The following is a 24,967-nucleotide window of genomic DNA, read 5'->3' as shown; positions in this document are numbered from 1 at the left end:
AAAAATCAGCATCTAAAACAAATTATTTGGCTGCTTCTGTTTTCTCCGAAACTGCTGCGGCTGCTCCTTTAGCAAGGGGTATAACTCTTGTTTCTTTCTCTTTGTCGACTTTCTTTTCCAACGAAAACAATTTTCTGCGGTTGGCCCTGTTGGAATAAATAAGGAGACTGATAACAGAAAAACCAACGCTGATAAGACCCAATAAAAGGAATGTAATATTCAGTTCCCGGGCCAATACGGTAAGGCCGGCAATAACCACATTAAATCCAACAGCCAAAAAAGCAACCATTTTATGGCTTAACCCTTTTTCGAGCAATAAATGATGTACGTGGTTACGATCGGGACTGAAAGGCGACCTGCGTGATAAAATCCTGTAAGCAAAGATGCGCAACGTATCGAACAGCGGTACAAAAAGTATAGCAAAGCCTATCGCCGGAGCTGCAGGAAGATATACTTTCGCAGTAGGAACAGTAGCCACCTGGATAAACTTGATAACCAATACCGAGTTAACAATACCCAGCATCAGCGAACCTGTATCGCCCATAAAAATTTTTGCCGGAGAGATATTGAAGATCAGGAATGCTGCCAAACTGCCCGACATGGCAAACGCCATCATCGAATAAAATGGCAAACCGGCCAGGTAGAAATAAGTACCAAAGCAAAGTGTTGTAAACAAACCCAGCGATCCTGCTAATCCATCTACACCATCAATTAAATTAAACGAGTTGGTAATAACAATGATGGTTAAGTAGGTAAATGCAAGACTAAGAATGAAGGGCATTTTTTCAAAGCCCATGAAGCCATACATGCCATCAATAACAATTCCGCCTTTGTATACAATGATGAATGCTGCCAGTAGCTGACCGAGGAATTTTTTAAGCGGTGTTAGCACCACAATATCGTCCTTTAAGCCAAGGAAAAACACCACCAGAAATGCAGCTGCGTAATATTGCACCTCAGGTAACCCAGCCTGAACAGCTATTAAAAATCCAAGAATAAATCCTGCGAAGATGCCAATACCTCCTAACGAGGGGATAGGGCTTTTGTGCAATTTGCGATCATCGTCCGGTACATCAAACAGATGCTTTGCCTCTGCAACCCTTATAATAATGGGAATAGCCGAGTACGTAATTAAAAAGGCAATAACGGAACCAATGAGGAGGTGATCCATGCAGTTGATTGTTCAAGTGTACCACAAATCTATATGTTCTGCGGCTAAATGGAAAACATTAGATATGATAATAGAAAAAAACTTTATGCTGTAAAGACAATACCGCTGCAAAAATCTTTCAGCCTGTCTAATCTTTTACACTTTAAACCGCTTTTTCTGTTAGCTTTGCCCGCAACTTTTAAAACTATGGCAGAACTGAAAGAAATAGCAACCCAACTCCGCAGAGACATTGTACGTATGGTACATGGATGTCAGAGCGGGCACCCCGGCGGTTCACTTGGCTGTACCGATTTTTTAGCAGCCCTTTATTTTAAAGTGATGAAGCACGACCCAGCGTTCAATATGGATGCCAAGGGTGAAGATCTTTTCTTTCTTTCAAACGGACATATTTCGCCTGTGTTTTATGCTACACTGGCAAGAAGTGGTTACTTCCCGGTAAGTGAATTAGCCAGCTTCCGCAAGCTGAATACCCGTTTACAGGGTCACCCAACAACACACGAGCATTTGCCAGGTGTACGTATTGCTTCCGGTTCGTTGGGCCAGGGCTTAAGTGTTGCTATTGGTGCCGCTTATACCAAGCGTTTAAATAAAGAAAATACAGTTGTTTATTCATTGCATGGCGATGGAGAATTACAGGAAGGCCAGATTTGGGAAGCGGTGATGTTTGCAGCGCACCACAAAATGGATAACCTGATTGCAACGGTCGATTGGAATGGTCAGCAGATTGACGGACCTACTGCCAAAGTAATGAGCCTCGGTGATCTGAAAGCCAAGTTCGAAGCATTTGGTTGGGAAACACTCATTATCGAAGACGGTAACGATATGGACCAGGTTGTTGCCGGTTTAGAGAAAGCAAAAACATTTGTAGGTAAAGGCAAACCAATCGTTAACCTGATGGTAACGGCAATGGGTAAAGGCGTAGACTTTATGGAAGGCAGTCACGAATGGCATGGAATTGCTCCAAACGACGAACAATTGGCAAAGGCATTGGCACAATTGGGCGAAACAAGTTTAGGCGATTATTAATTGAAAGCTATTTTAGTTGATACAAAGCAGAGGATTACGATTCTCTGCTTTTTTGTTTTAGCAAGGTTCGGCTAAAACTTACTGTGCCCTTAATGATACTTTTTGTTTCGCTGCTTTTACAGATGGGATCCACGAAGCAAGTAAACCAATTACAAATACAGTAACGACGATCAGTAAAATATCAGTAATGGAAATTTCCACAGGGTAGTAATCAATTACAAAAGAACCCTGCAGCGGAATAAGCTTAAATGTTACCTGCAGGTACGAAAAAATAAGCGCCAGCACAATACCAATTACACTGCCGATTAACGCCAGCAACACACCTTCGGTTAAAAAAATACGTTGAATAAACGATTTGCCTGCACCCATTGCCTGCAGTATTTTTATATCCTGCTCTTTTTCCAGCACCAGCATAGTTAATGCGCCAATCATGTTGAACGATGCAATAATGAGGATGAGTGAAAGTATGCCGTAAATGGCCCATTTCTCCATTTGCATTACACCAAACAGCGAACGGTTTTGTTGGTATCTGTTTTCAACAAGGTAGTTGTTGCCAAGTATCTGCTGTATGGCTGCAATAGTTTCTTTTTCGGTAGCAATATCTTTTAACTTCAGTTCGGCAGCGCTGTATTCATTGGGCTTTAAACCCAGCATTTCTTTTAAAATATCGAGATTAGTGAGTACATACTTATTATCAAAATCCTGCTGAATAGAAAAGGCTCCTGTTGGTTGCAGGTTAACGGTACTGATCGCATCGAAAGGATTGGTTGATGTTACGCCACGCTTGGGTAAATAGGCCGTAACAGGTGTAACCGAACGATCGCTGCGTAAATTCAACGCACCTTCAATACCAACACCCAGCACTAAGGCAGGTGTTTCGTTGCTGCCCAATTCGAACTGACCAGAGGTGATCATTTCCTTTACGCCACTTGTTTGCACATAGGCATCATCAACACCTTTAATCACCGCATTGGTTCGGTAATCGCCGTTTTGCAGGTGTACATTTTCTTCTACCACCATGCTCAGGCCTTTTACGTTTTGCAGCAGCTTAATTTTTTTCACTGTTGCATCATCCAGCAGCATAATTTTTTGCTGCTTGGCTGTAATGCGTATATCGGGATAAAACGAAGAGTACAACGTTTTTACCAACCCTTCAAAGCCATTGAAAATACTCAGCACCACCACCAGTGCTGCTGTACCTACTGCGATCGCCAATACCGTGATCCATGCAATGATGTTGATGGCATTGGTTGATTTTTTTGAGCGGAAATAACGCCAGGCAAAGAGGAAATTCAAGGGATGTTTTTGTGAATGGTGAATGGTGAATGGTCAATAGCGGCTATGCTTGCTACTATCAACTATCGGCTATCTACTGCTCTCCTTTCTTTTCTTCATCAATCTTTTTAAACAGCTCTTCCATTTTAAATACATGATCGAGTGTATCGTCGAGGTAGTATCTGATTTCCGGAATACGGCGTAACTGGTGCTTCATCTTAGCAGCCAGGTCACGCTTTATTTCAAATGCTTTGTCCTCTATCTTTTTTAAGACTGCTTCGTTATCCTTTGCCTGGAACACACTTAAGTAAATACGGGCTTCCAGTAAATCGGGCGTAACTTTTACCGATGAAATAGACACCAGCCCACCATCGATCATACTCAATCCCAACCTTTGGAAAATGCCTGTCATTTCTTCGTGAATAACCCCCGCAACCTGTTTCTGTCTTTTACCTTCTAACATATCTGCAACGTTTAAACGCTGTAAAAGTAGTTACTTTGCGGGGTTTAACAGCATGAAACAGTTTCAACGAATTTTCAAATACCTGCGTGGCTATAGCGGCAAGATTGTACTTTACTTTTTATGCATCCTGCTCTCCATTGTTTTTTCAATGGTTTCGCTGGCTATGCTTGCACCGTTTCTGAAATTATTATTCAATAAAGAAGACCTGGTTCTCAATGCTCCGGAAGCAATCCGTTCAGCTTCTGATGTACTGAATTATTTGATGTACCAGATCAGTACACTCATTGTAACAAAAGGCGAACTTTCGGCGCTGGCGTTTATCTGTATCGTTATTGTTTCTTCGATCCTGTTTAAAAACGTTTTTCTGTATCTCTCTTATCGCATACTCGCACCGATGCGTAATGGCGTGTTAACCCGTTTACGTGGCGATTTGTACGACAAGGTTTTGAAATTACCTGTTGGCTTTTTTACCGAGCAACGGAAGGGCGATCTTATTTCACGCATGAGTAACGATGCGAACGAAGTGGAATGGAGTGTGATGATGGCATTGGAAGTGCTGATTAAAGAACCATTGAATATTCTGTTGTATTTGGCGGGAATGATTGTTATTAGTCCTAAACTTTCCTTGTTTCTTTTGATCTTTTTACCGGTGATGGGGTTCATTATTGGCAGGGTAAGCCGCTCATTGAAACGGCAATCAACAGAAGCAGGCGAAAAGAACGGCATGGTACTTTCTATCCTCGATGAAACACTTGGCGGCATACGTGTAATTAAAGCATTTACAGCTGAAAGATTATTGGGAGGCAAGTTTCATCAAATGAATGCCGAGCTGAATCATATCCGCAACAAGATCAACTTCCGTAAGGATATGGCTTCACCCTTAAGTGAGGTATTGGGTGTATTAGTGCTGAGTGGCGTATTATGGTTTGGCGGTCAATTGGTGTTGGGTAATAATGCAGGAGGACTTACCTCTGATGGTTTCATTACCTACATCGTTTTTTTTACACAAATCATTAATCCTGCGAAATCGCTTTCATCGGCTTACTACAATACCAAACGTGGCAGTGCTGCTATTGAACGTATTGAAGAAATCATCAACGCACCGGAAGTAGTGGAAGAAATTGCCAGCCCCGTTCATATTTCTTCCTTTGAAAAAAGTATTGAATTCAAAAATGTATCGTTTGCGTATAACGATGTTACAGTGCTGCACAATATCAATCTTACATTGGAGAAAGGAAAAACAGTTGCGCTGGTAGGTTCAAGCGGTTCGGGCAAATCAACACTTGCCGATCTTGTTCCCCGATTTCATGATGTTACGAGTGGTGAAATTTTGGTGGATGGTGTAAACATAAAAAACTATTCGCTTAACAGTCTTCGTCAACTCATGGGTATTGTAACGCAGGAACCCATTTTGTTTAACGATACCATTGCCAACAACATTGCCTTGAGTAAGCCTGATGCCCTGCTTGCAGAAATTGAAACTGCGGCTACAATTGCCAATGCTCACAGCTTCATCAGTCGTAAGGAGAATGGTTATCACGAAAACATTGGCGACAGAGGCAGCAAACTCAGCGGTGGCGAACGCCAGCGTGTTACCATTGCCCGTGCAGTATTAAAAAATCCACCAATTCTTATCCTTGACGAAGCCACTTCTTCGCTTGATACCGAAAGCGAACGCTTGGTGCAGGATGCCATCAACCACCTGATGCAGGACCGTACCAGCCTGGTAATTGCACACCGGCTATCGACCGTTCGGCATGCCGACGAAATCATTGTTTTACAGAAAGGTGTGATCGTTGAAAGGGGTACCCACGACCAATTAGTGGCCTTGGATGGCTTTTACAGGAAGCTGGTGGAGCTGCAGGAAGTACGCTAAGATTTTGGCCGGGGGCTTTTTACTTTCATCTTAAATCCCCTATCTTTATAAGGTTAACATGAATTCAGTTCCTGCTTTCTGAGCCTCCAGATGCTTTTCGTTCGATCAGTTTCCTTCGGTTTTCAGTTGCTATCTGGTTCATAATTGTTTTTTTTTAATTTTTTTATTGTGAACATTTACGTAGGAAACCTCGCCTGGTCTATGACGAACGAAGACCTCGCTGCTCTGTTTGAGCAATTTGGCACTGTTAGCTCTGCCAAAATTTTAACCGACAAATTCTCTGGCCGTAGCAAGGGTTTTGCATTTGTTGAAATGGACAATGCAGAAGAAGCACAAGCTGCGATCAGTCAATTGAACGACACAGACGTTCAAGGTCGTAAGATTGTAGTAAACGAAGCACAGCCTAAGAAAGATGACGGTGGCTTCAAAAAGCGCAGCTTCGGTGGCGGCGGCGGTGGTGGTTACCGTGGCGGCGGTGGCGGCGGCTTTAAAGGCGGCGGCAACCGTGGCGGTGGCGGCGGCTACAAAGGTGGCGGCGGTGGTTATAGCAGAGACTATTAATCCAACAATAACTCGTCTACATAAAACCCTTCGGCAAGCGAAGGGTTTTTTTATTTCGTTCAACTGCAAATTGGTTGCCTATACCTTTGTACTGTATTCTGCAAAAAGAAGCTACACGCTCATGAAGTTCAAAACCGATACTTTTGTTTTATTCATCATTGCTGTTATTGTACTGGCTTACTTCTTTCCGCAATGGGGCTCCAATAAAAGTGCTGTTCCGTTAGATACAATCGGTTCAGTTGGTATTTCACTCATCTTCTTTTTTTATGGATTAAAACTCAGTCCCGATAAACTGGTGGCCGGTTTAAAAAACTGGAAGATGCATGTGCTCATTCATGTTTCAACTTTTCTTTTTTTCCCACTGGTTGTATTACCATTTTATCCGTTGGCAAAAATCTTCCAGGAAGAAACGTTGTGGCTCTCGGTTTTATTTCTTGCAGCATTGCCATCTACCGTTTCATCATCGGTGGTAATGGTATCCATTGCCCGGGGTAATATTCCTGCTGCTATTTTTAATGCCAGCATCTCAGGCATTATTGGTATTCTGATTACACCTTTATGGATGGGTTTGTTTCTGCAAACAAGTACGGCAGGTTTCGATCTTGGTATTATTTATAAAAAACTGATTGTTGAAATCATGCTTCCTGTTTTGGCGGGGATTTTATTGCAACGTTTTGGGGGAAAATATGCAGTACGTTACAGCAAGTATCTGTCGATGTTCGACAAGAGTGTAATTCTGCTGATCATTTACAAAAGCTTTGCAGAATCGTTTGAAGAAAAGATTTTCAGCAATATGCGGTGGACACACCTGTTGTTGCTGTCAATCATCGTTACCGGATTATTCTTCTTCATTTATTTTCTTACCGGTTCTATTGCCAAACGCTTACAATTTTCTATTGAAGACCGCATTACTGCACAATTTTGCGGTACTAAAAAATCGTTGATCCATGGAACTGTTTTTTCGAAAATCCTGTTCAGCCACACAGCAGCTATCGGCATTATATTGTTGCCGCTGATGTTATTCCATGCCTTCCAGATTTTCTTTGTGAGCTTTATTGCAACAAAGCTGGGTAAACGATGAGGATGCTGTAAACAAGCAATCAGCAACAGCCACATAAAAAAACTCCTCCATAAAGGAGGAGTAACAAATTTTATTGCCGCTGACAATTACTCGCCTGCTGGCTGAGGACCTTTTACAATACCCATCTTCGCTTCAATGCTCAGGGTTGCATGTGGCACTGCACGTAAACGGGCTTTATCAATCAGCTTACCGGTTACACGGCAAATACCGTAGGTTTTATTTTCAATACGCATCAGGGCTTTTTCGAGGTGGTCGATGTAAGTAATCTGGCGGCTGGCCATCTGGCTCAGTTGTTCACGCTCCATACTTACGCTGCCATCTTCCATGGTCATATAACGGCCATCGTCGCCATCACCACCCTGGTCATCTTTACGGGTAATTAAACCCTGTAAATACGATAATTCTTTCTTTGCCGCTTCCAGTTTACGTTGGATGAGTTCTCTAAACTCCTGCAGGTCGGCATCACTGTAACGAACCAACGGTCCTTGAGGTTTTTCTTCCACTGTTTTATCTAATACTGATTTTGTAAAATCGGGTTGATATTTCACCGATGTGTTCACCGATGTTTTGATAGGCTTAATCTCTTTGGGAGGTGCCGGCTTTTTTGCTTCTTTTTTCAATTCTTTGATTGCTTGTTTAACGGTCGGTTTAATTGCACTCACGGGTTTTTCTACGGGCGCTGGTTTCGCTGCTGGCTTTGCAACAGGCTTGGCTACTGGCTTTGCAACCGGTTTGGCGGCCTTCGCTACCGGTTTAGGAGCAGGTTTAGCTGCCTTTTTGGGTGCCGGTTTCGCTGCAGCCTTTTTGGCGACGGGTTTAGGAGCAGGCTTTTTCGCAGCAGGCTTCGCCGCCTTCTTGGGTGCTGGTTTTGCTGCGGGTTTAGCCACTTTTTTAGGGGCTGCTTTGGCTGCTTTCTTTTTAGTTGCCATTCTATCCTCCTTTTTTGAGTACTTGAACTTTTAGGTTAAAATCGTTTACCTCAATATCTGTTCCGTTGGTTAATTCGGGAACCATTTCGAGGCTGTCTGCCAAAATTTCGGCGCAAATATAGGATTTAAATTGAGTGATGGATGGCTCGAGAGCCTCGTTAAACGATAGCTCTACAGCAATCCTGTCAGTCAGCTCAAACCCGCTCTCCTTGCGGATTTTCTGGATGCGGTTCACCAGTTCCCGGGCATTCCCTTCGTTGAGTAATTCGGGGGTAATGGTTACATCCAGCGCCACGGTTACGGCTCCTTTATTGGTTACCATCCAACCGGGTACATCTTCGCTGAGAATTTCTACATCTGTCAAATATAATGGAACGGTTTCATTCTCTATCAACAGATTATAAACAGTTTCACGCTCAATTTGTGCAATTTGTTCCTGGGTGAAGGCTGCAAGCGCCGTTGAAACTGCCTTCATCTTTGGTCCAAGCTTTTTACCCAATGCAATAAAGTTGGGTTTGATCTTCTTTTTAATGAACGTATTGTCGGCAGTAAGGTATTCAATCTCCTTTACGTTCACCTCACTCTTAATAATATCTTCCACCTTACCAAACTGCTCCTGCATACCATTACTCAACACCGGGATCAATATTTTCTGCAAAGGCTGACGCACTTTGATGTTCACTTTTTTGCGGAGCGAAAGCACCAAAGAAGAAGCATCCTGTGCCAACTGCATGCGTTCTTCCAGAGCTGCATCGATTAATGATTCATCTGCAACAGGGAAATCAACGTGGTGGATAGATGCTGCGTTGAAGCGGCCACTCACTTTGTTGAGCTCAGTGAAAATAGCATCGCTGAAGAATGGCGATACAGGTGCCATTAAGCGAAGTACCGTTTCTAAACATTCGTACAAAGTTTGATAAGCGCTGATCTTATCCTGCTCGTATTCGCCTTTCCAAAAACGGCGACGGCACAAACGCACATACCAGTTGCTCAAATGCTCATCTACAAATTCTTCAATTAAACGGCCGGCTTGCGTTGGTTCGTAATCATCCATTGCATCCGTTACTTTTTTGATCAGTGTATGAAGGGATGACAAAATCCACTGATCAATTTCCGGACGATCTTTTACCGGAATGGCAGCTTCTTTAAACGCAAATCCATCTACGTTGGCATACAAAGCGAAGAACTGGTAGGTATTATACAGCGTACCAAAGAATTTGCGCTGCACTTCTTTGATGCCTTCAATATCAAACTTTAAATTATCCCAGGGCGATGCATTGGTAATGAGGTACCAGCGTGTAGCATCGGCACCAAACTTCTCGATGGTTTCAAATGGGTTCACCACGTTGCCGAGGCGCTTACTCATTTTGTTACCATTCTTATCTAACACCAATCCGTTACTTACAACAGTTTTGTACGCAACACTATCATACACGAGTGATGCAATTGCATGAAGAGTATAGAACCATCCACGTGTCTGATCCACACCTTCCGCAATAAAGCTTGCAGGATACAGATCTTCAAACTTTTCAACGCCTGCAGGAAGTTTGAACGGATACTTCTCTCCTTTCTTCACCTTCTCATGATCCAATCCCCACTGTGCATACGGCATTGCACCACTGTCGAACCAAACATCAATTAAGTCAGGTACACGTTTCATGGGTTTGCCGCTTGGGCTGATGAGCACAATCTCATCTACATACGGTTTATGTAAATCGATATCGTTACCCAAATATTTTGCATTGTTGGTGCCAAGTGTTGCATCTGCTTTCGCTGCATTTTCTTTCAACTCTTCTACAGTGCCGATACAAATTTCTTCTTCACCGTCTTCTGTTTTCCAGATGGGCAATGCGGTACCCCAGAAACGTGAACGGCTCAGGTTCCAGTCAACCATATTCTCTAACCAGTTGCCGAAGCGGCCTTCGCCGGTTGATTTTGGTTTCCAGTTGATGGTTTTATTCAATTCCACCATCTTGTCTTTGATGGCAGTGGTTTTGATGAACCATGCATCCAACGGATAGTAAAGAATTGGCTTATCCGTTCTCCAGCAATGCGGGTAACTGTGTTCGTATTTCTCTACCTTAAATGCACGGTTTTCTTTTTTGAGTTTTACGCAGATGTCAACATTCACATCTACATACTCTTTCTCGTCTTTGTAATTCTTTACATAACGATTGCTGAACTCACCTAATCCATCAAGGAACTTTCCTTCACGATCAACCATGGTTAAAATACCAATGTTGTATTTTTTACCTACACGATAGTCATCTGCACCAAAGGCAGGAGCAGTATGCACAATACCGGTACCATCTTCTGTTGTAACAAAGTCACCGATCAATACACGGAAAGGATCAGCATCAGGCGTAATGCGTTTTACTTCATCAATGCTGTTGGCTTCGTACGGCAACAGTTGCTCGTAATGCAAACCTTCGAGTTGGGAGCCTTTGAATGAAGTGATGATCTTCCACGGTAATAATTTCTGTTCGCCGTTGTAGCCTTCAAAATCGCCGTTCTCTCCTTCTGCTTTCAGATACTTGTGCACCAGGTCTTTAGCCAGCACAACATTTACGGGCAGGTGTGTATACGGATTGAAGGTTTGCACCAACACATAGTCAATATTGGGGCCAACCGTTAAGCCAAGGTTGCTTGGTAATGTCCAAGGTGTAGTGGTCCACGCCATGAAGAATACTTCTGCACCATGTACTGCATCATGCAAAAATTTACTCTTCTCATCCTGTGTGGCACGGAACATCACAGTTGCACTCGTGTCTTTTACATCTTTGTAGGTGCCGGGCTGGTTCAGTTCATGACTACTCAAACCGGTGCCTGCTGCAGGTGAATACGGTTGAATGCTTACACTTTCGTACAGCAATCCTTTTTTGTACAACTGCTGTAGTAACCACCACAGAGTTTCAATGTAGTTGTTATCGAAAGTGATGTAGGGATCGTTCAGATCAACCCAATAACCCATCTTCTTCGTAATCTCATCCCACTTGTCTTTATAACGCAATACCGCTTCACGGCACTTCTTGTTGTATTCTTCAACCGTGATCTTTACGCCAATATCTTCTTTGGTAATACCGAGTTCTTTTTCAACTCCCAACTCAATGGGCAAACCATGCGTATCCCATCCGCCCTTACGGTTTACTTTAAAACCTTTCATGGTTTTGTAACGACATACCAGATCCTTCAGCGTACGGGAAATAACGTGGTGAATGCCGGGCATACCGTTGGCACTGGGCGGACCTTCGTAAAACACGAAAGGTGTAGCCCCTTCTCTTACCTCGATGCTTTTCTGAAATGCCTGTTCGGCATCCCATTTTGCCAGTATTTCCTGTTCAATGGAGGGCAAATTCAGCTGTGAAAACTCTCTGTATTTCGTACTCATATAATTATATCGGTCGTAATTCGTCTAAAAGTCGCCAAAGGTAAGAAGTTTAGGAAGGCAAACGAGGCGTATTTCAGCCAAAAACCCCAAACAGCCTTGCCGTTTGGGGTTTTTACAATGAAACAGGAACAATTTAAAACTTCGCTCCCACGGTAAAGAAAAAGTTACGTGGTTCGGCTGTCATGATACCGGGACCGGGATAACCACCAGCCCTGCGGGTAAAGTATTTTTCGTTGAACAGGTTACTGATGCCGCCTTTTACATAAAAGCGCTCGGTAAACTTATACGTTCCCGCAATATCCACCACCTGGTAAGAAGGGATGAGACCGTTAACACCTGTTGCTACCGGTGTAACTGTATTGTTGGCGTCGCTGAAAGCTTTGCTAACGTAATTGTATTGCACATTAGCCGTAAGCTTTTTGTAGCTGTAGGTAATACCTGTACGAATGATCTGCTCTGGCGCATTCTCTACTTTTTTGTTGCTGAGTGTTGACTCCGTTAATGTGTTTCCATTACGGGTTACCACCTTGACATTATCGTATCGTGCATCAATAAAACCCATCGAAGCAAAGAGGGTAATATTTCCAGATGTTGATTGCTTGAAGAATGCTTTTACCGGACTGAACTCCACCAGCAATTCAGCTCCTTTGCTGCTGCTGTTACCAACATTGGTACGGAAATTATAAAAGCTGCCATCGGTACGCTGCTGAGTGATGGCACCGATGCGGTTGTTGTATTGCAAAAAGTATCCGCTTACATCAAAGAATAAATATTCTTTAACTGTGCCTCTCCAGCCTAAATCAATATTGTACCCTTTTGCATCTTTCAGATTCTGATCAATAACATCGGTAGTAGGATTAGCCGTTAAATCGCTGAACAACATGGGGCGGTAAGCCTGCGACCAGTTGGCATACAATTCTGTACTGCCAATATGATATTCTGCACCCACACCTGCCAACAGAAAGTTACGGGTGCGGTTTTGATTGTTGATTTTATTTTCACTGCCATTGCTGTTAAAACTGATGCGACCATTGGCACTGTTGCGGATGCTCTCATAACGTACACCCGGAATAAGAATAAACTTTTCGCCAATGTGCAGAATGTTTTCGGCAAATACAGCCGCATTGTTGGTAACAAAGCTGAGGTTGGTACCAAAATCGGAGAGCAGGTTGAAATTATAATCGCTGCTGGTATCGCCTTTGCCGTTTTGCTTACGGTTTGTATTACCATAGAAATAACGCACGCCTGCTGCAAGTGTATTTTTGAGTTTGCCGATTTTGTATTCGTTTACATAACGAAACTCAGCACCGGCATTGCGGTATTCATCTACATCTACCCTGCGGTTGTTGTACTGCAATGTTGCAGCATTGATCGTGTCTTTGATATTAGGAGTAGCCAGAAAGCCATTGCTGTTGCGATCGCCCGCCATACCAAATACTTTCAGGTTAAAACGGCTTTTTTCATTGATGGTATAATCGGTGTTCAACGCAAGCATGTTCCATTTTATATTGAACCAGTTGCGGCTGCGAAAACTCTGCAAATGATTCTGCGTAAACTGTGCATCTGTTAAACCACCGGGCTGCTGACTGCGGTAATCGAAATGTGTGTACTCCATACCCAGCTTCAGTTTAGCAGTTGCCTTTAAGGTAACCGAACCGTAGCCGGTATTTACGGTAAATGCACTGTTAGGGCGTGAGCCATCACCACTTCTGCGATCCCAGAAAGCATAATAATGTGCTTTGTTTGTTTCGCCTCCTATTGCATTATATGTATTAAACAGGCCAAAGCTTCCTGCTGTTTGCTGTGTTTCGAATTGAAAAGGTTTATTGATTTCGCTGCCGTTCTTCATTACAAAATTCACCATACCTCCAAACTGCGGACCGTATTGCAAACTGCCTGCGCCACGCACCACCTGTATACGTTGTACCGAGTTGAGCTGTGGTGTGTAATACGCTTCGGGGTAACCAAACGGATCGCTTGTAATATCGTAACCGTTTTGGCGGAGGTTGAATTCCCAGCTGCGGTTGGGGCTGAGACCACGTGCAGCAATACCAATTTGTATACCGCTGGGATCGCTTTCCCAAACCTGTATGCCCGGCACTTTTGCCATTACCTGCCGCATACTGTTGGTTACCACATTCCCTTGCACATTATCTGTAACAATCAGCGAATTCTTTTTACCGGCGTTGATTTGTGTGCCCAGTACTTCGGGCAAAAAATGAATATCGGCACGGGTGTTTCGGCCAACCAAGGTAATTTCTGAAAGGTATTTGGTGTGTACACGTTGTGTATCACGCTCCATGTTCTGCTCTTGTGCCTGAACTGCTGTTGCAACCATACAAACAGCAGCCATTAAAATTCTTCTGTACTTCATGTGTAATCTTTAAAAACCGCCGCAAAATTCAGTCAGCATAAAAAAATCCATTTACGGAATCGGGAAAACTAGTTATGTAAACGGGAAAAGCTGACAAGCCGATGACAGAAAGTACAGCCCGGCCGTTTCTGCTGATGAAAATCAGCAACCATACCAACCAGCCTCAACAAACAACGCTTATTTAAGCTCCAGTTTTGCACTATGCAACCCGAAGTATTTCAACAACTGGTACGCCGTTACAACAAACCCGTGCCCCGTTATACAAGCTATCCAACAGTGCCGGTGTGGAAAGAAAACATCGACCAGCAACAATACATTCATCTGTTGCAACAGCAGTTTCAGCTGCACAACCACAAAGAAGGCATCAGTTTATATATTCATTTACCATTTTGCGAATCGCTATGTACTTACTGCGGCTGTAATAAAAAAATTACAACCAATCACAGTGTAGAAGAGGAATACCTTGGCATGATTGAAAAAGAGTTTCAACTCTATCTGTCGCTGCTGCCGGAAAAACCGGTGATCCGTGAACTGCATCTTGGTGGTGGCACGCCTACTTTCTTTTCACCTGCCAATCTTGAACGCTTAATACATTTTATTACCGGGCATTCCACGGTACATCCGCATCATGAGTTCAGCATTGAAGGCCATCCCAATAATACCACAAAAGAACATTTAGAAACATTATACAACCTCGGGTTCCGCCGCATCAGTTATGGTGTGCAGGATAACGACCCCGAAGTACAACGTATTATCAACCGCATTCAACCCCTTGAAAACGTACAACGTGCAACCGAAGAAGCACGTGCCATTGGCTTTGTTTCGGTGAATTACGATTTGATCTATGGTTTGCCGAAACAAACCCTGGCAAGTATAACACGTACAATTGAAGAAGTAATTGCCCTGCGCCCCGACCGTATTGCATTTTACAGTTATGCGCATGTGCCCTGGACCAGCCGTGGACAACGTTTGTTTGATGAAAACGATCTGCCGTCGCCTGAAGAAAAACTGCAGCTATACCTGAAAGGAAAAGAGCTGCTTACGGCTGCGGGTTATATTGATATTGGTATGGATCATTTTGCATTACCTAACGATGAGTTGTTTCTTGCATGGGAAACCGGTAAACTGCACCGCAATTTTATGGGTTATACCACACAACATACCTCTATGCTGCTTGGGCTGGGTGTATCAAGCATCAGCGATATTGGCGTAGCGTTCGGACAAAATAAAAAATCGCTGCACGAATATTATGAGTGCATCCAACGCAACGAACTGCCCATTTTTAAAGGCTATTTTTTGAGTGAAGAAGATAAGGCCTTCCGCAAATATATTCTCGGCATCAGTTGCCGGGGTTATGCCGTGTTCCGCAGAGAAGATCAACGCCTCATCCACAAATATGTATTGCCACAACTGCAGCAACCTCTCGATGATGGCTTAATTTATTTGAATGAAGACGGATTGGTTGTAACCGAAAAAGGTCGCCAGTTTATCCGCAATATCTGCAGTGCATTTGATTTGTACCTGCAAAGAGATACGGTAAAACCAATGTTCAGCAAAGCAATTTGATGATGCATGCTGAAAATAAAGTAAGCAATACCCAAAATCCAGTTTCAATAAATAACAAACCCCGATTATTTGGGGTTTGTTATTTATTGAAGATAGAGCTGTACTTATTTCGCTGTTTCCTCAGCCCACTTTTTAAATACAGCAATTTCTTCTGAAGTAAGTTTTGACTTTTTGAAAGGCATAAATCCTCTTTCGCCCGGATTTAATTCTACACGACGTACCATATCTGCAGCCATCACTTTTACACTATCGTAATTATCCAGTGGTCTTTTCTTTCCGCCATCTGCAGGGAAATGACACGGCGAGCACCTGAGTGCAATCAATGGTTTTACACTACTCTGGTACATGGTTACAGCAGCCGATTCCTTTTTACTTACAGAAGAAGTAGCTGCCGATTTACGAGAACAGGAGAAAATAATAAGTACAAACGATACGAAGACTACCGAAACGAGCATTGATTTTTTCATTGTTGGTGAGTTTTGGTTTTGCCTGATAGCAATGGTTTGACGCTAAAACTAATCATTTCCTTTTGCTGAAATGAAAAGAAGTAGTGCACACCTAAAAATGAACGATCGTTTGAGAGGAAACTACTCAGGCTTTCCGCAACAGTTTATAAACCTTAATTGCACTCATCAGCAATACCACAAACAACAGTAATCCAAGAACGCCCCACAATGCACTGAGGTTTTGTTTTACCACCACCAGCATCACGACTGCAACTAAGAAGATGGTTGCCACTTCGTTCCAAATGCGGAGTTGTTGTGAAGTATAGGTAAATACGCCAGCCAGTTGTTGTTTCAGAATTTTCTGCAGAGAAAAATGATAGAGATATAAGAAGACAACAAAAATGAGTTTAATCAACATCCACCTGCCTGCAGGTTCAAACACAATTTTTGCATAACCGCTTTCGAACAAAACCCATATCCCAAAGACGAATGTAAGAATTGCCGATGGCCATGTAATGCCATACCACAAACGCTTCATCATAATACCAAACTGCTCCTGTAATACTTTACGGCTGGTCTCGTCTTTCTGATTGGCCTCAACATTGTAAATAAACAAACGGGGCATGTAGAATAATCCCGCAAACCAGGTAACGATGAAGATGATGTGGAGTGCTTTAACGTAGAGATACATGATGTGAATGGTGAATGGTGAACAGTCAATTAAAGACAGCAACACCAAACATTATAAATTAACATTACAAAGTTCATATAAAAGTTACACAGCCCCATGGTGCACACAGCACGGCACTCACCACTCACTATTGACCATTGACCTCTAAGCCAGCACCATCTCCTTCTCTCCTGCTGCTACATTGTTGGCCCAGCCCGCAACTGCTTTCACCCACATGGGATGTATATTCAAACAGGGAATCATGGTAAACGATTCGCCGCCATGATGCATAAAATCTTCCTTCCCTTCTTCTGCTATTTCTTCTAGTGTTTCCAAACAATCGCTCACAAATGCCGGACAAGCCACCAATAATTTTTTAATCCCCTCTTTTGGCATTTCCTCAAAACGTTTGGCAGTGTAGGGCTTTAACCATTCTTCTTTTCCTAAACGTGACTGAAATGAAAAACCGAATTTACCTTCGGGCAAACCGAGTTTTTTTGCAACCAGTTTTGTTGTTACCACACATTGATGGCGGTAGCATTGTGTATGTGCTGCCGAATCAACATTACAGCAATCATTTACTTTTAAACAATGACAACCGGTTGTATCGCCTTTACGAATATGCCGTTCGGGCACTCCGTGATAGCTGAACAGAATATGATCAAACTCCTGTTGCAGGTAAGGTTTAATACTTTCTGCCAACGCATCGATATACTCGGTGTTATTGTAATAAGGCTTGATAAAATTTAACTGGAAAGGATAATTTCCTTTTGCATGAATTTCTTTTACACTTTCTACCGCAGTTTCATACGATGACATGGCATAGTGCGGATATAACGGAACCGCAATCACTTCATCCAGCTCAGGCGCTTTCTGCATCAGCTGTGCAAAGGCGTGTTGTACCGTTGGATTACCATAACGCATGGCAATTTCAACAGGATAACTTACTTCATCTTGCACGGCCTGTTGTAATTGCTTCGTCAACACAATCAAAGGCGAGCCTTCATCCGTCCAGATGCTTTGATACGCTTTGGCCGATTTTGGTGCACGAAAAGGAACAATAATTCCTTTTACCAGTAAAGCACGGATCAGATAAGGAATATCAATCACCCGTTCATCCATCAAAAATTCGTTCAAATACCTGCGTACATCTTTTACCTCGGTTGAATCGGGCGAACCAAGATTCATCAGCAGAATTCCTTTTCGTATTGCTTGTGCCATGAAATTTTAAATCGTTTGCAAAAGTAACCGCATTACAAAAGAAAAGTTCAATCTGCACGAAAACTTGTACGAAATGTCTTATTCAGGTAATGAATTGATGCATTTTCTGCTACGGTTTTTCATTGATAATGAGCACTCGTTCAACTGATTAAAATCACTTTTTCTTTTGACAATGCAATGACAGAATTTTTAGGTTGATGCGATGCCCGAGGTTACTTTTGCGCTTGAGATTTTTGGTACAATCACCATGCACAAAAACGGCACAAAAGACATATCGAAATTTTTTATTGCGGGTATCAACTACCGCAAAACAGATGCAGAAATGCGTGGCCGTTTTGCTCTTTCTCCCGATCAATACGAAACCCTACTGAAACAGGCTCCCGAATTTGGTGTACAGGAAACCTTTGTAGTTTCTACCTGTAACCGCACCGAAATTTATGGTTTTGCAGATGAACCTATGCAGCTGGAGCAACTGCTCTGCAGCCAAACAGAAGGCAGCATGGAAGAGTTTAAAGCAAGGGCTTACGTAAAAAAAGGAAAAGCGGCGATTGATCATTTGTTTCATGTAGGCGGCGGATTGGATTCGCAGATACTTGGCGATTATGAAATTGTAGGACAAATTAAACAAGCTGCAAAAACTGCCAAGCAACAGCAACGCATCCATGCATTTACCGAGCGTTTAGTCAACTGTATGCTGCAGGCAAGCAAGGCCATTAAGAATAACACCCGGCTAAGCGATGGTACTGTTTCGGTTTCTTTTGCTGCTGTACAATTTATTCGTGAGCATGTAAAACAGATCCGCAACAAAAAAATTGTGTTGCTGGGTACCGGTAAGTTTGGACGTAACACTTGTAAAAACCTGGTAGATTACCTGGGTACAAAAAATATTACGCTTATTAACCGTACCGAAGAAAAAGCAGCTGCATTGGCAGAAGAGCTTGGTTTGTTTTCGGCACCAATAGAAGCACTGAGCGAAAAAATTGCCGAAGCAGACATTATCCTGGTGGCAACCAACTCTGCTGAACCAACCATTCTGAAACAGCAGTTAGCAGGTACGCAACGCAAACTCGTGATCGACTTATCGATTCCGAACAATGTAGAAGCCTCTGCAGCCGAATTACCTAATGTAACCTTGGTAAATGTAGATGAGCTTTCGAAGCTGAAAGACGAAACACTGGCCAGGCGTGAGGCTGAAGTACCAAAAGCCAAAGAGATTATTACCGAACATACAGCCGAATTTATGGATTGGTACCAGATGCGTAAGCATGTACCGGTGCTGAAAGCCGTAAAAACAAAGCTGAAAGAAATTCATACTTCCCCATTATATATAACTTTGCAACCGCATCATACAGCCTGCAGCAAAGCCGATGAAAAAATTCAGAAAGTGATCAACTGCATGGCATCAAAAATGAAAGAGCAAAACCAGCGTGGCTGTTACTATATTGAAGCCATCAATGAGTTTATTGCTACCGGCACAGAATAAAATGGGAAAAATTATCCGCATCGGCACCAGGGAAAGCGAGTTAGCAGTCTGGCAGGCCACACAGGTAAAACAGTTACTGGCACAACACGGCTACGAAGCAGAGCTTGTTTACATTAAAAGCGAAGGCGATATTGATCTCAATACACCTTTATACGAAATGGGTGTACAGGGCGTGTTTACCCGCAGTCTCGATAGTGCTTTACTCAACAATAAAATTGATATTGCTGTACATTCTATGAAGGATGTACCTACACAATTACCCAAAGGCATTCTACAGGCCGCTGTATTGAAACGTGGACCGGTGAAGGATTTGTTGGTATGGAAAGGTGAATGGGAAGAATTGAGTACACGATTAGGATTTGTGAATGGTGAATGGTCAATGGTGAATGAAGACGCTTCAACTATCGGCAACACACTCACCACTCACCACTTGCCACTTACCATTGCAACCAGCAGCATCCGCAGAAAAGCACAATGGTTACATCGCTATCCGAATTCGGCAGTAGAAAATCTGCGTGGCAATGTAAACACACGTTTACGCAAGTTAAAAGAAGAGAACTGGGATGCAGCCATTTTTGCCGCAGCAGGATTGCAACGTATTAACCTTCGACCTGAAAATTCGATTGAGCTGGATTGGATGTTACCTGCACCTGCGCAAGGTGCCATTATGGTGGTGTGCAGAGAAGAGGATGATTATGCTCTGGACGCCTGTGTACAGTTTAATGATGCCGACACTGCTTTCTGTACAAAAATTGAACGGGAGTTTTTGCGTGCATTATTAGGCGGTTGTTCAACACCCATCAGCGCCTATGCAGAAGTGATTGACGAAGAAATTCATTTCCGTGGAAATATTTTTTCGCTTGATGGAAAACAAAAAGCAGAATACGAAAACACTGTTTCTATACCCGAAGCAGCACATCTTGGATTAGAAGCTGCTGAAGAAATTTTAATGCATGGCGGAAAAGCCATTGCCGATAGTATTAAACATGCAGGAAAATAAAATCAACATATTATCTACCCGGCCACTATCCCGTTCGCTTGTTGCAGAAGCATTGCAGCAAGGCATCGTTATTGATGAACTTTCCTTCATCGAAACCGAGCCGATTCAAACGGTAGAAGTACAGCAGGAAATTGAACAGGCCTACCTGCAATCTGCAACAGTAGTTTTTACCAGCATGAATGCAGTAACAGCAGTACTTGCCTGGCAAGATGATCAACAGCCCGACTGGGTCATTTATTGCATGGGCAATACCACCAAAAAATTACTGCAGGAAAGTTTTAGCGTGCACAGTGTTGCAGGTACTGCCAATAACGCCACCGAACTTGCTGAACGTATTGCAGAAGAAAGTGATACGGATGAAGTGATTTTCTTTTGCGGCGAACAACGCAGAGATGAGTTACCAGCCATCCTCCGCAAACGTGGAATTGATGTGCAGGAAATTCTGGTGTACGAAACCATTCACACACCACACAAAATAAGTAAAGAGTACCAGGCCGTTTTATTTTACAGTCCCAGTGCCGTAAGCAGTTTTTTCAGCAACAATAAAGTACCTGCGCAAACAATTTTGTTTGCCATTGGTAATACAACAGCAAAAACAATCCAACAATATTGTAACAATACCATCATCGTAGGCAAAGCACCCGGCAAAGACGAACTGGTGCGGCAGGCGATGGAATATTTTTCGTGAATCGTCAATGGTGAATCGTGAGTGCAAATACCCATGTATCACAACTGACGACGAACGACTCACAACTCACGACTATGACACAGTTAAAAAACGACTTATTACTAAAAGCACTCAGAGGAGAAGCAGTAGAACGCCCACCCGTGTGGATGATGCGCCAGGCAGGAAGATATTTACCTGACTATATTAAGCTGCGGGAGAAATATGATTTTTTCACCCGTTGCCAAACACCGGAGCTTGCAACGGAAATTACTTTGCAACCTGTTGATCAGGTGGGTGTAGATGCAGCCATCATCTTCAGTGATATTCTGGTAATACCGCAGGCGATGGGTGTGGAAGTATTGATGGAAGAAGGGAAAGGACCATCCTTGCCAAAGACCATCAAAACACAAACAGATATTGATGCATTGATCACTACCGGTGCCGAAGAAAGTTTGAAATATGTGTACGATGCATTGAGCTTAACAAAAAGAGAATTGAATGGTCGTGTACCACTCATTGGTTTTGCCGGTGCACCATGGACGCTTCTTTGTTATATGGTAGAAGGTAAAGGCAGCAAAACATGGGATAAAGCAAAACAGTTTGCTTATACAGAACCTGCAATGGCACACCAACTCTTACAGAAGATAACCGATATTACCATTGTGTATTTGAAGCATCAGGTAAAAGCCGGTGCAGACACCGTGCAGGTGTTCGATAGTTGGGCAGGTTCTTTATCACCAGCCGATTTTAAAACATTTGCACAACCTTATTTATTCCAGATTGCAGAAGCGTTGAAAGATGATGCACCTGTCATTCTTTTTCCAAAAGGAACATGGCATGCGTTGAAAGATATCAGTGAAAGTGCTGCAAGTGGCGTTGGTATTGATTGGTGTATTACGCCGCAAATGGCAAGAGAGTTTACGCAGAACAATATCACCATTCAAGGTAATTTTGATCCCGCTAAATTATTAGCACCCATTCCTGAGATCAAGAAAGCAGTGAAAGAAATGATTGATGCATTTGGTACACAGCGATACATTGCCAACTTAGGTCATGGTATTACACCAAATGTTCCTGTTGATCATGCAAAAGCATTTGTAGAGGCAGTGAAGGAATATAAATTGTGAGTGGTCAATGGTCAATGGTGAATATCTGAATGTAAGAACCCATTGACAATTCACCATTCACTATTCACAATTATATGGACGTAAAACAAACCTGGATAGCATTCATTCACGATTTGCAGAATCGCATTTGTGCTGCGTTGGAGCAGTGCGATGGCAAAGCTGTATTTGTGGAAGATGAATGGCACCGTGCCGAAGGTGGTGGTGGCAAAACACGTGTGATCGCCAATGGTGATGTGCTTGAGAAAGGTGGGGTGAACACTTCTATTGTGTTTGGCGATGTAACCGATGCGATGAGAACACAGTTAAAAATCAACGGCAGCAAATGGTTCGCCTGTGGCTTAAGTTTAGTGATTCATCCCATTAATCCATTTGTACCAACAGTGCATTGTAATTACCGCATGTTTGAGTTGTACAACGAAAACGATGTAGTGATCGATAGATGGTTTGGCGGTGGCACAGATCTCACTCCCTATTACTTGATGGAAGAAGATGCAAAACATTTTCATCAAACCTATAAAGATGCCTGCGATGCATTTGATGCAACCTTCTATCCGAAATTCAAAGAAGAGTGCGATAACTATTTTGTAAACTGGCATCGCAACAAAGAGCGCAGAGGCATCGGTGGTATTTTTTACGATCATCAACGTCCCGACGAAAAGAAGGATGTGAACTTCTGGATTGAGTTTGCACAAAAATGCGGCAACGCATTTATTGATGCGTATGTTCCGATTGTAGAAAAAAGAAAACAAACTGCTTACACTGTAGAAAACAAACACTGGCAGGAAATACGCAGAGGCAGATATGTGGAGTTTAATTTAGTGCACGACAGAGGAACAATTTTCGGTTTAAAAACCAACGGACGCATTGAAAGTATTTTGATGAGCTTACCTCCTACTGTGCGTTTTGAATATAATTATCAACCGCAACCGGGAAGTGAAGAAGATAAATTGCTACAAGCCTGTTTGCACCCGAGAGATTGGCTGAATGAAATAAGTGAAGCAGAAAGAGTTGCCTGGGCAAAGAGATCGAACTCCTGTTAAATGTAGGATGGCTGATGTAGGATGTCGGATTTGTTGCTGATCGTTTGTAACTTTCTTAGAAAAACTATCCATGGATCGAAAAACACTACAAAGCCGAACAAAAAAATTTCATGTAGATGTCATTCATTTATGTGAAGCCTTTCCGAAAAATGCCGCAGGATTTGAAACAGCAAAACAGCTGATTCGTTCTGCAGGATCTGTTGGAGCAAATTACAGAGCGTCTGTCAGAGCAAAATCACCGGCAGACTTTCTTTATAAAATTGAAATTGTTTTAGAAGAAGCAGACGAAAGTCATTACTGGCTGGAAGTTGTAAAAGATGCAAAATTGCAAGCGGGATCAGAGTTGGATAGATTGATTAAGGAAGCGAATGAATTAACGGCCATCTTTGCTGCAACAGATAAAACGAATAAAACGAAACAAAATCGGATGTAGGATATCTGATTTATGATCTAGGATTTATGAAGCTGAAAATCAGCCGTTCTTTTTAATGAAGAACAGGTTGATTGTGCTAAATCAAATCACACATCATCCATTCTACATCAGACATAAAAAATCAGGCTGGTTGAACTGAAACAAATCAGACATCATCCATCCTACATCAGACATCATTTATGTATCTACAAAGAAGAAACAGAATCACCCGTAAATCAGAAGCCATCAGAAGCATGGTAAGAGAAACCATTCTTACGCCGGATGATTTCATTGTTCCGCTTTTTATTGATGAAGGCGAGAATGTAAAAACGGAAATTACTTCCATGCCGGGTTACTATCGTAACAGTTTAGATGTAACGGTGAACGAAGTGAAAGAACTCTGGAGCATGGGTTTGAAAGCTGTGTTGCTCTTTGTAAAATCGAAAGATGAATTAAAAGATAACACCGGCAAAGAAGCATGGAATAAAGACGGACTGATGCAACGCAGCATAAAAGCCATTAAAGATGCGGTGCCTGAAATGTATGTGATGACAGATGTGGCTCTCGATCCATATTCTTCGTATGGTCATGATGGCATTGTGAAAGATGGGCAGATTGTTAACGATGAAACGGTCGAAGCCTTGGTGAAGATGAGTATCTCTCATGCAGCAGCAGGCGCTGATATGGTGGCGCCCAGCGATATGATGGATGGACGTATTGGTGCAATAAGAAAAGGACTGGAAGAAAATAATTTCATCAACGTGGGTATTATGAGCTACAGTGCAAAATATGCTTCCTGCTTCTATGGTCCTTTCCGTGATGCGCTGGATAGTGCCCCGGGCTTTGGTGATAAGAAAACCTACCAGATGGATTATGCCAACCGCATTGAAGCCATTAAAGAAACTGTGATGGATGTGGAAGAAGGTGCAGACATTGTAATGGTGAAACCTGCATTGAGTTATTTAGACATCATCCGTGAAGTAAAGAATGCCGTGAATGTTCCGGTAAGTGCTTACAACATCAGTGGTGAATATGCCATGATCAAAGCAGCAGCAGAAAAAGGATGGATCAATGAAGACAAAGCCATCATGGAAGTGCTAACGTCGATTAAGCGTGCCGGTGCTGATTTGATTGCAACCTATTTTGCAAAAGACGCAATAAGAATTTTAAACCACTAAGACACTATTTGTG

General features: G+C 42.7%; 21 protein-coding genes. 12 read left to right on the top strand and 9 right to left on the bottom strand.

Going from position 1 to position 24,967, the window contains the following annotated elements:
- Window positions 1–22: 22 nt before the first annotated feature.
- Complete coding sequence (locus tag IQ13_RS08425) at window positions 23–1,171, bottom strand: glycosyltransferase family 4 protein (protein ID WP_144885895.1); 1,149 nt, start codon at window positions 1,169–1,171, stop codon at window positions 23–25.
- A 186-nt stretch (window positions 1,172–1,357) separates the two neighbouring features.
- On the opposite strand from IQ13_RS08425, the gene IQ13_RS08420 reads away from it, so the two are divergent.
- Window positions 1,358–2,197 carry a transketolase gene (locus IQ13_RS08420; RefSeq protein ID WP_144885893.1) on the top strand — a complete coding sequence of 280 codons (840 nt, stop codon included), beginning with the start codon at window positions 1,358–1,360 and terminating at the stop codon, window positions 2,195–2,197.
- A 78-nt stretch (window positions 2,198–2,275) separates the two neighbouring features.
- Here IQ13_RS08420 and IQ13_RS08415 read toward each other — a convergent pair whose 3' ends face one another.
- On the bottom strand, window positions 2,276–3,493 hold the full coding sequence (locus tag IQ13_RS08415) for an FtsX-like permease family protein (RefSeq protein ID WP_144885891.1): 1,218 nt from the start codon (window positions 3,491–3,493) through the stop codon (window positions 2,276–2,278).
- 73 nt (window positions 3,494–3,566) lie between these two features.
- A complete protein-coding gene (locus IQ13_RS08410) occupies window positions 3,567–3,935 on the bottom strand; it encodes a ribosome-binding factor A (RefSeq protein ID WP_144885889.1) in 369 nt (122 codons plus the stop codon).
- Between the two features lie 52 nt (window positions 3,936–3,987).
- Between IQ13_RS08410 and IQ13_RS08405 the strand changes: the two genes are divergently transcribed.
- The 3 genes from IQ13_RS08405 (at window position 3,988) to IQ13_RS08395 (ending at window position 7,453) form a co-directional block, all read left to right on the top strand.
- Entirely contained in the window at window positions 3,988–5,811 is a 1,824-nt protein-coding gene (locus IQ13_RS08405; RefSeq protein ID WP_144885887.1) for an ABC transporter ATP-binding protein, read from the top strand.
- A gap of 168 nt (window positions 5,812–5,979) precedes the next feature.
- Window positions 5,980–6,372: an RNA-binding regulator gene (gene rbp, locus IQ13_RS21630; RefSeq protein WP_144885885.1), complete on the top strand. Its 393-nt coding sequence runs from the start codon at window positions 5,980–5,982 to the stop codon at window positions 6,370–6,372.
- Between the two features lie 121 nt (window positions 6,373–6,493).
- A complete protein-coding gene (locus tag IQ13_RS08395) occupies window positions 6,494–7,453 on the top strand; it encodes a bile acid:sodium symporter family protein (protein ID WP_144885883.1) in 960 nt (319 codons plus the stop codon).
- A gap of 86 nt (window positions 7,454–7,539) precedes the next feature.
- On the opposite strand, the gene IQ13_RS08390 is transcribed toward IQ13_RS08395, so the two are convergent.
- From IQ13_RS08390 to IQ13_RS08380, 3 genes are all read right to left on the bottom strand, one after another.
- Complete coding sequence (locus tag IQ13_RS08390) at window positions 7,540–8,382, bottom strand: TraR/DksA family transcriptional regulator (protein WP_144885881.1); 843 nt, start codon at window positions 8,380–8,382, stop codon at window positions 7,540–7,542.
- Window position 8,383: 1 nt separating this feature from the next.
- Entirely contained in the window at window positions 8,384–11,770 is a 3,387-nt protein-coding gene (gene ileS / locus IQ13_RS08385; RefSeq protein ID WP_144885880.1) for an isoleucine--tRNA ligase, read from the bottom strand.
- 133 nt (window positions 11,771–11,903) lie between these two features.
- Entirely contained in the window at window positions 11,904–14,144 is a 2,241-nt protein-coding gene (locus IQ13_RS08380; protein ID WP_144885878.1) for a TonB-dependent receptor family protein, read from the bottom strand.
- 201 nt (window positions 14,145–14,345) lie between these two features.
- On the opposite strand from IQ13_RS08380, the gene hemN reads away from it, so the two are divergent.
- On the top strand, window positions 14,346–15,710 hold the full coding sequence (gene hemN / locus IQ13_RS08375) for an oxygen-independent coproporphyrinogen III oxidase (protein WP_144885876.1): 1,365 nt from the start codon (window positions 14,346–14,348) through the stop codon (window positions 15,708–15,710).
- A 104-nt stretch (window positions 15,711–15,814) separates the two neighbouring features.
- On the opposite strand, the gene IQ13_RS08370 is transcribed toward hemN, so the two are convergent.
- The 3 genes from IQ13_RS08370 to hemH all read right to left on the bottom strand — a co-directional run bounded on the left by IQ13_RS08370 (window position 15,815) and on the right by hemH (window position 18,047).
- Window positions 15,815–16,177, bottom strand: coding sequence for a hypothetical protein (locus tag IQ13_RS08370; RefSeq protein WP_144885874.1), 363 nt, complete (start codon window positions 16,175–16,177; stop codon window positions 15,815–15,817).
- Window positions 16,178–16,301: 124 nt separating this feature from the next.
- Window positions 16,302–16,847, bottom strand: a complete 546-nt coding sequence (locus IQ13_RS08365; protein WP_144885872.1) for a CopD family protein — start codon at window positions 16,845–16,847, stop codon at window positions 16,302–16,304.
- A 144-nt stretch (window positions 16,848–16,991) separates the two neighbouring features.
- Window positions 16,992–18,047: a ferrochelatase gene (hemH, locus tag IQ13_RS08360; protein WP_144885870.1), complete on the bottom strand. Its 1,056-nt coding sequence runs from the start codon at window positions 18,045–18,047 to the stop codon at window positions 16,992–16,994.
- Between the two features lie 202 nt (window positions 18,048–18,249).
- Between hemH and hemA the strand changes: the two genes are divergently transcribed.
- From hemA to hemB, 7 genes are all read left to right on the top strand, one after another.
- Window positions 18,250–19,530: a glutamyl-tRNA reductase gene (gene hemA / locus IQ13_RS08355; protein ID WP_242009503.1), complete on the top strand. Its 1,281-nt coding sequence runs from the start codon at window positions 18,250–18,252 to the stop codon at window positions 19,528–19,530.
- On the top strand, window positions 19,502–20,530 hold the full coding sequence (locus IQ13_RS08350) for a hydroxymethylbilane synthase (RefSeq protein ID WP_242009502.1): 1,029 nt from the start codon (window positions 19,502–19,504) through the stop codon (window positions 20,528–20,530). The genes hemA and IQ13_RS08350 overlap by 29 nt, the downstream gene beginning before the upstream one ends.
- Entirely contained in the window at window positions 20,517–21,218 is a 702-nt protein-coding gene (locus IQ13_RS08345) for a uroporphyrinogen-III synthase (protein ID WP_158637353.1), read from the top strand. The genes IQ13_RS08350 and IQ13_RS08345 overlap by 14 nt, the downstream gene beginning before the upstream one ends.
- Before the next feature lie 74 nt (window positions 21,219–21,292).
- Window positions 21,293–22,324 carry a uroporphyrinogen decarboxylase gene (gene hemE, locus IQ13_RS08340; RefSeq protein WP_144885866.1) on the top strand — a complete coding sequence of 344 codons (1,032 nt, stop codon included), beginning with the start codon at window positions 21,293–21,295 and terminating at the stop codon, window positions 22,322–22,324.
- A 74-nt stretch (window positions 22,325–22,398) separates the two neighbouring features.
- Entirely contained in the window at window positions 22,399–23,364 is a 966-nt protein-coding gene (gene hemF, locus IQ13_RS08335; RefSeq protein ID WP_144885864.1) for an oxygen-dependent coproporphyrinogen oxidase, read from the top strand.
- Window positions 23,365–23,434: 70 nt separating this feature from the next.
- Window positions 23,435–23,797: a four helix bundle protein gene (locus IQ13_RS08330; protein WP_144885862.1), complete on the top strand. Its 363-nt coding sequence runs from the start codon at window positions 23,435–23,437 to the stop codon at window positions 23,795–23,797.
- 179 nt (window positions 23,798–23,976) lie between these two features.
- Window positions 23,977–24,954, top strand: coding sequence for a porphobilinogen synthase (gene hemB, locus IQ13_RS08325; protein WP_144885860.1), 978 nt, complete (start codon window positions 23,977–23,979; stop codon window positions 24,952–24,954).
- The last annotated feature ends 13 nt before the right edge of the window (window positions 24,955–24,967 follow it).

It is taken from the genome of Lacibacter cauensis (assembly GCF_007830055.1).
Classification (GTDB): Bacteria; Bacteroidota; Bacteroidia; order Chitinophagales; family Chitinophagaceae; genus Lacibacter; species Lacibacter cauensis.
The sequence above is the reverse complement of the archived record's forward strand: the minus strand, read 5'-3'. Positions and strand labels throughout refer to the sequence as shown.

Coding starts and splice junctions, on each gene's coding strand:
- IQ13_RS08425 (WP_144885895.1), bottom strand. CDS start 1,171: ATGGATCACCTCCTCATTGGTTCCGTTATTGCCTTTTTAATTACGTAC.
- IQ13_RS08420 (WP_144885893.1), top strand. CDS start 1,358: ATGGCAGAACTGAAAGAAATAGCAACCCAACTCCGCAGAGACATTGTA.
- IQ13_RS08410 (WP_144885889.1), bottom strand. CDS start 3,935: ATGTTAGAAGGTAAAAGACAGAAACAGGTTGCGGGGGTTATTCACGAA.
- IQ13_RS08405 (WP_144885887.1), top strand. CDS start 3,988: ATGAAACAGTTTCAACGAATTTTCAAATACCTGCGTGGCTATAGCGGC.
- IQ13_RS08395 (WP_144885883.1), top strand. CDS start 6,494: ATGAAGTTCAAAACCGATACTTTTGTTTTATTCATCATTGCTGTTATT.
- IQ13_RS08390 (WP_144885881.1), bottom strand. CDS start 8,382: ATGGCAACTAAAAAGAAAGCAGCCAAAGCAGCCCCTAAAAAAGTGGCT.
- ileS (WP_144885880.1), bottom strand. CDS start 11,770: ATGAGTACGAAATACAGAGAGTTTTCACAGCTGAATTTGCCCTCCATT.
- IQ13_RS08380 (WP_144885878.1), bottom strand. CDS start 14,144: ATGAAGTACAGAAGAATTTTAATGGCTGCTGTTTGTATGGTTGCAACA.
- hemN (WP_144885876.1), top strand. CDS start 14,346: ATGCAACCCGAAGTATTTCAACAACTGGTACGCCGTTACAACAAACCC.
- IQ13_RS08370 (WP_144885874.1), bottom strand. CDS start 16,177: ATGAAAAAATCAATGCTCGTTTCGGTAGTCTTCGTATCGTTTGTACTT.
- IQ13_RS08365 (WP_144885872.1), bottom strand. CDS start 16,847: ATGTATCTCTACGTTAAAGCACTCCACATCATCTTCATCGTTACCTGG.
- hemH (WP_144885870.1), bottom strand. CDS start 18,047: ATGGCACAAGCAATACGAAAAGGAATTCTGCTGATGAATCTTGGTTCG.
- hemA (WP_242009503.1), top strand. CDS start 18,250: ATGCCCGAGGTTACTTTTGCGCTTGAGATTTTTGGTACAATCACCATG.
- IQ13_RS08350 (WP_242009502.1), top strand. CDS start 19,502: ATGAGTTTATTGCTACCGGCACAGAATAAAATGGGAAAAATTATCCGC.
- IQ13_RS08345 (WP_158637353.1), top strand. CDS start 20,517: ATGCAGGAAAATAAAATCAACATATTATCTACCCGGCCACTATCCCGT.
- hemE (WP_144885866.1), top strand. CDS start 21,293: ATGACACAGTTAAAAAACGACTTATTACTAAAAGCACTCAGAGGAGAA.
- hemF (WP_144885864.1), top strand. CDS start 22,399: ATGGACGTAAAACAAACCTGGATAGCATTCATTCACGATTTGCAGAAT.
- IQ13_RS08330 (WP_144885862.1), top strand. CDS start 23,435: ATGGATCGAAAAACACTACAAAGCCGAACAAAAAAATTTCATGTAGAT.
- hemB (WP_144885860.1), top strand. CDS start 23,977: ATGTATCTACAAAGAAGAAACAGAATCACCCGTAAATCAGAAGCCATC.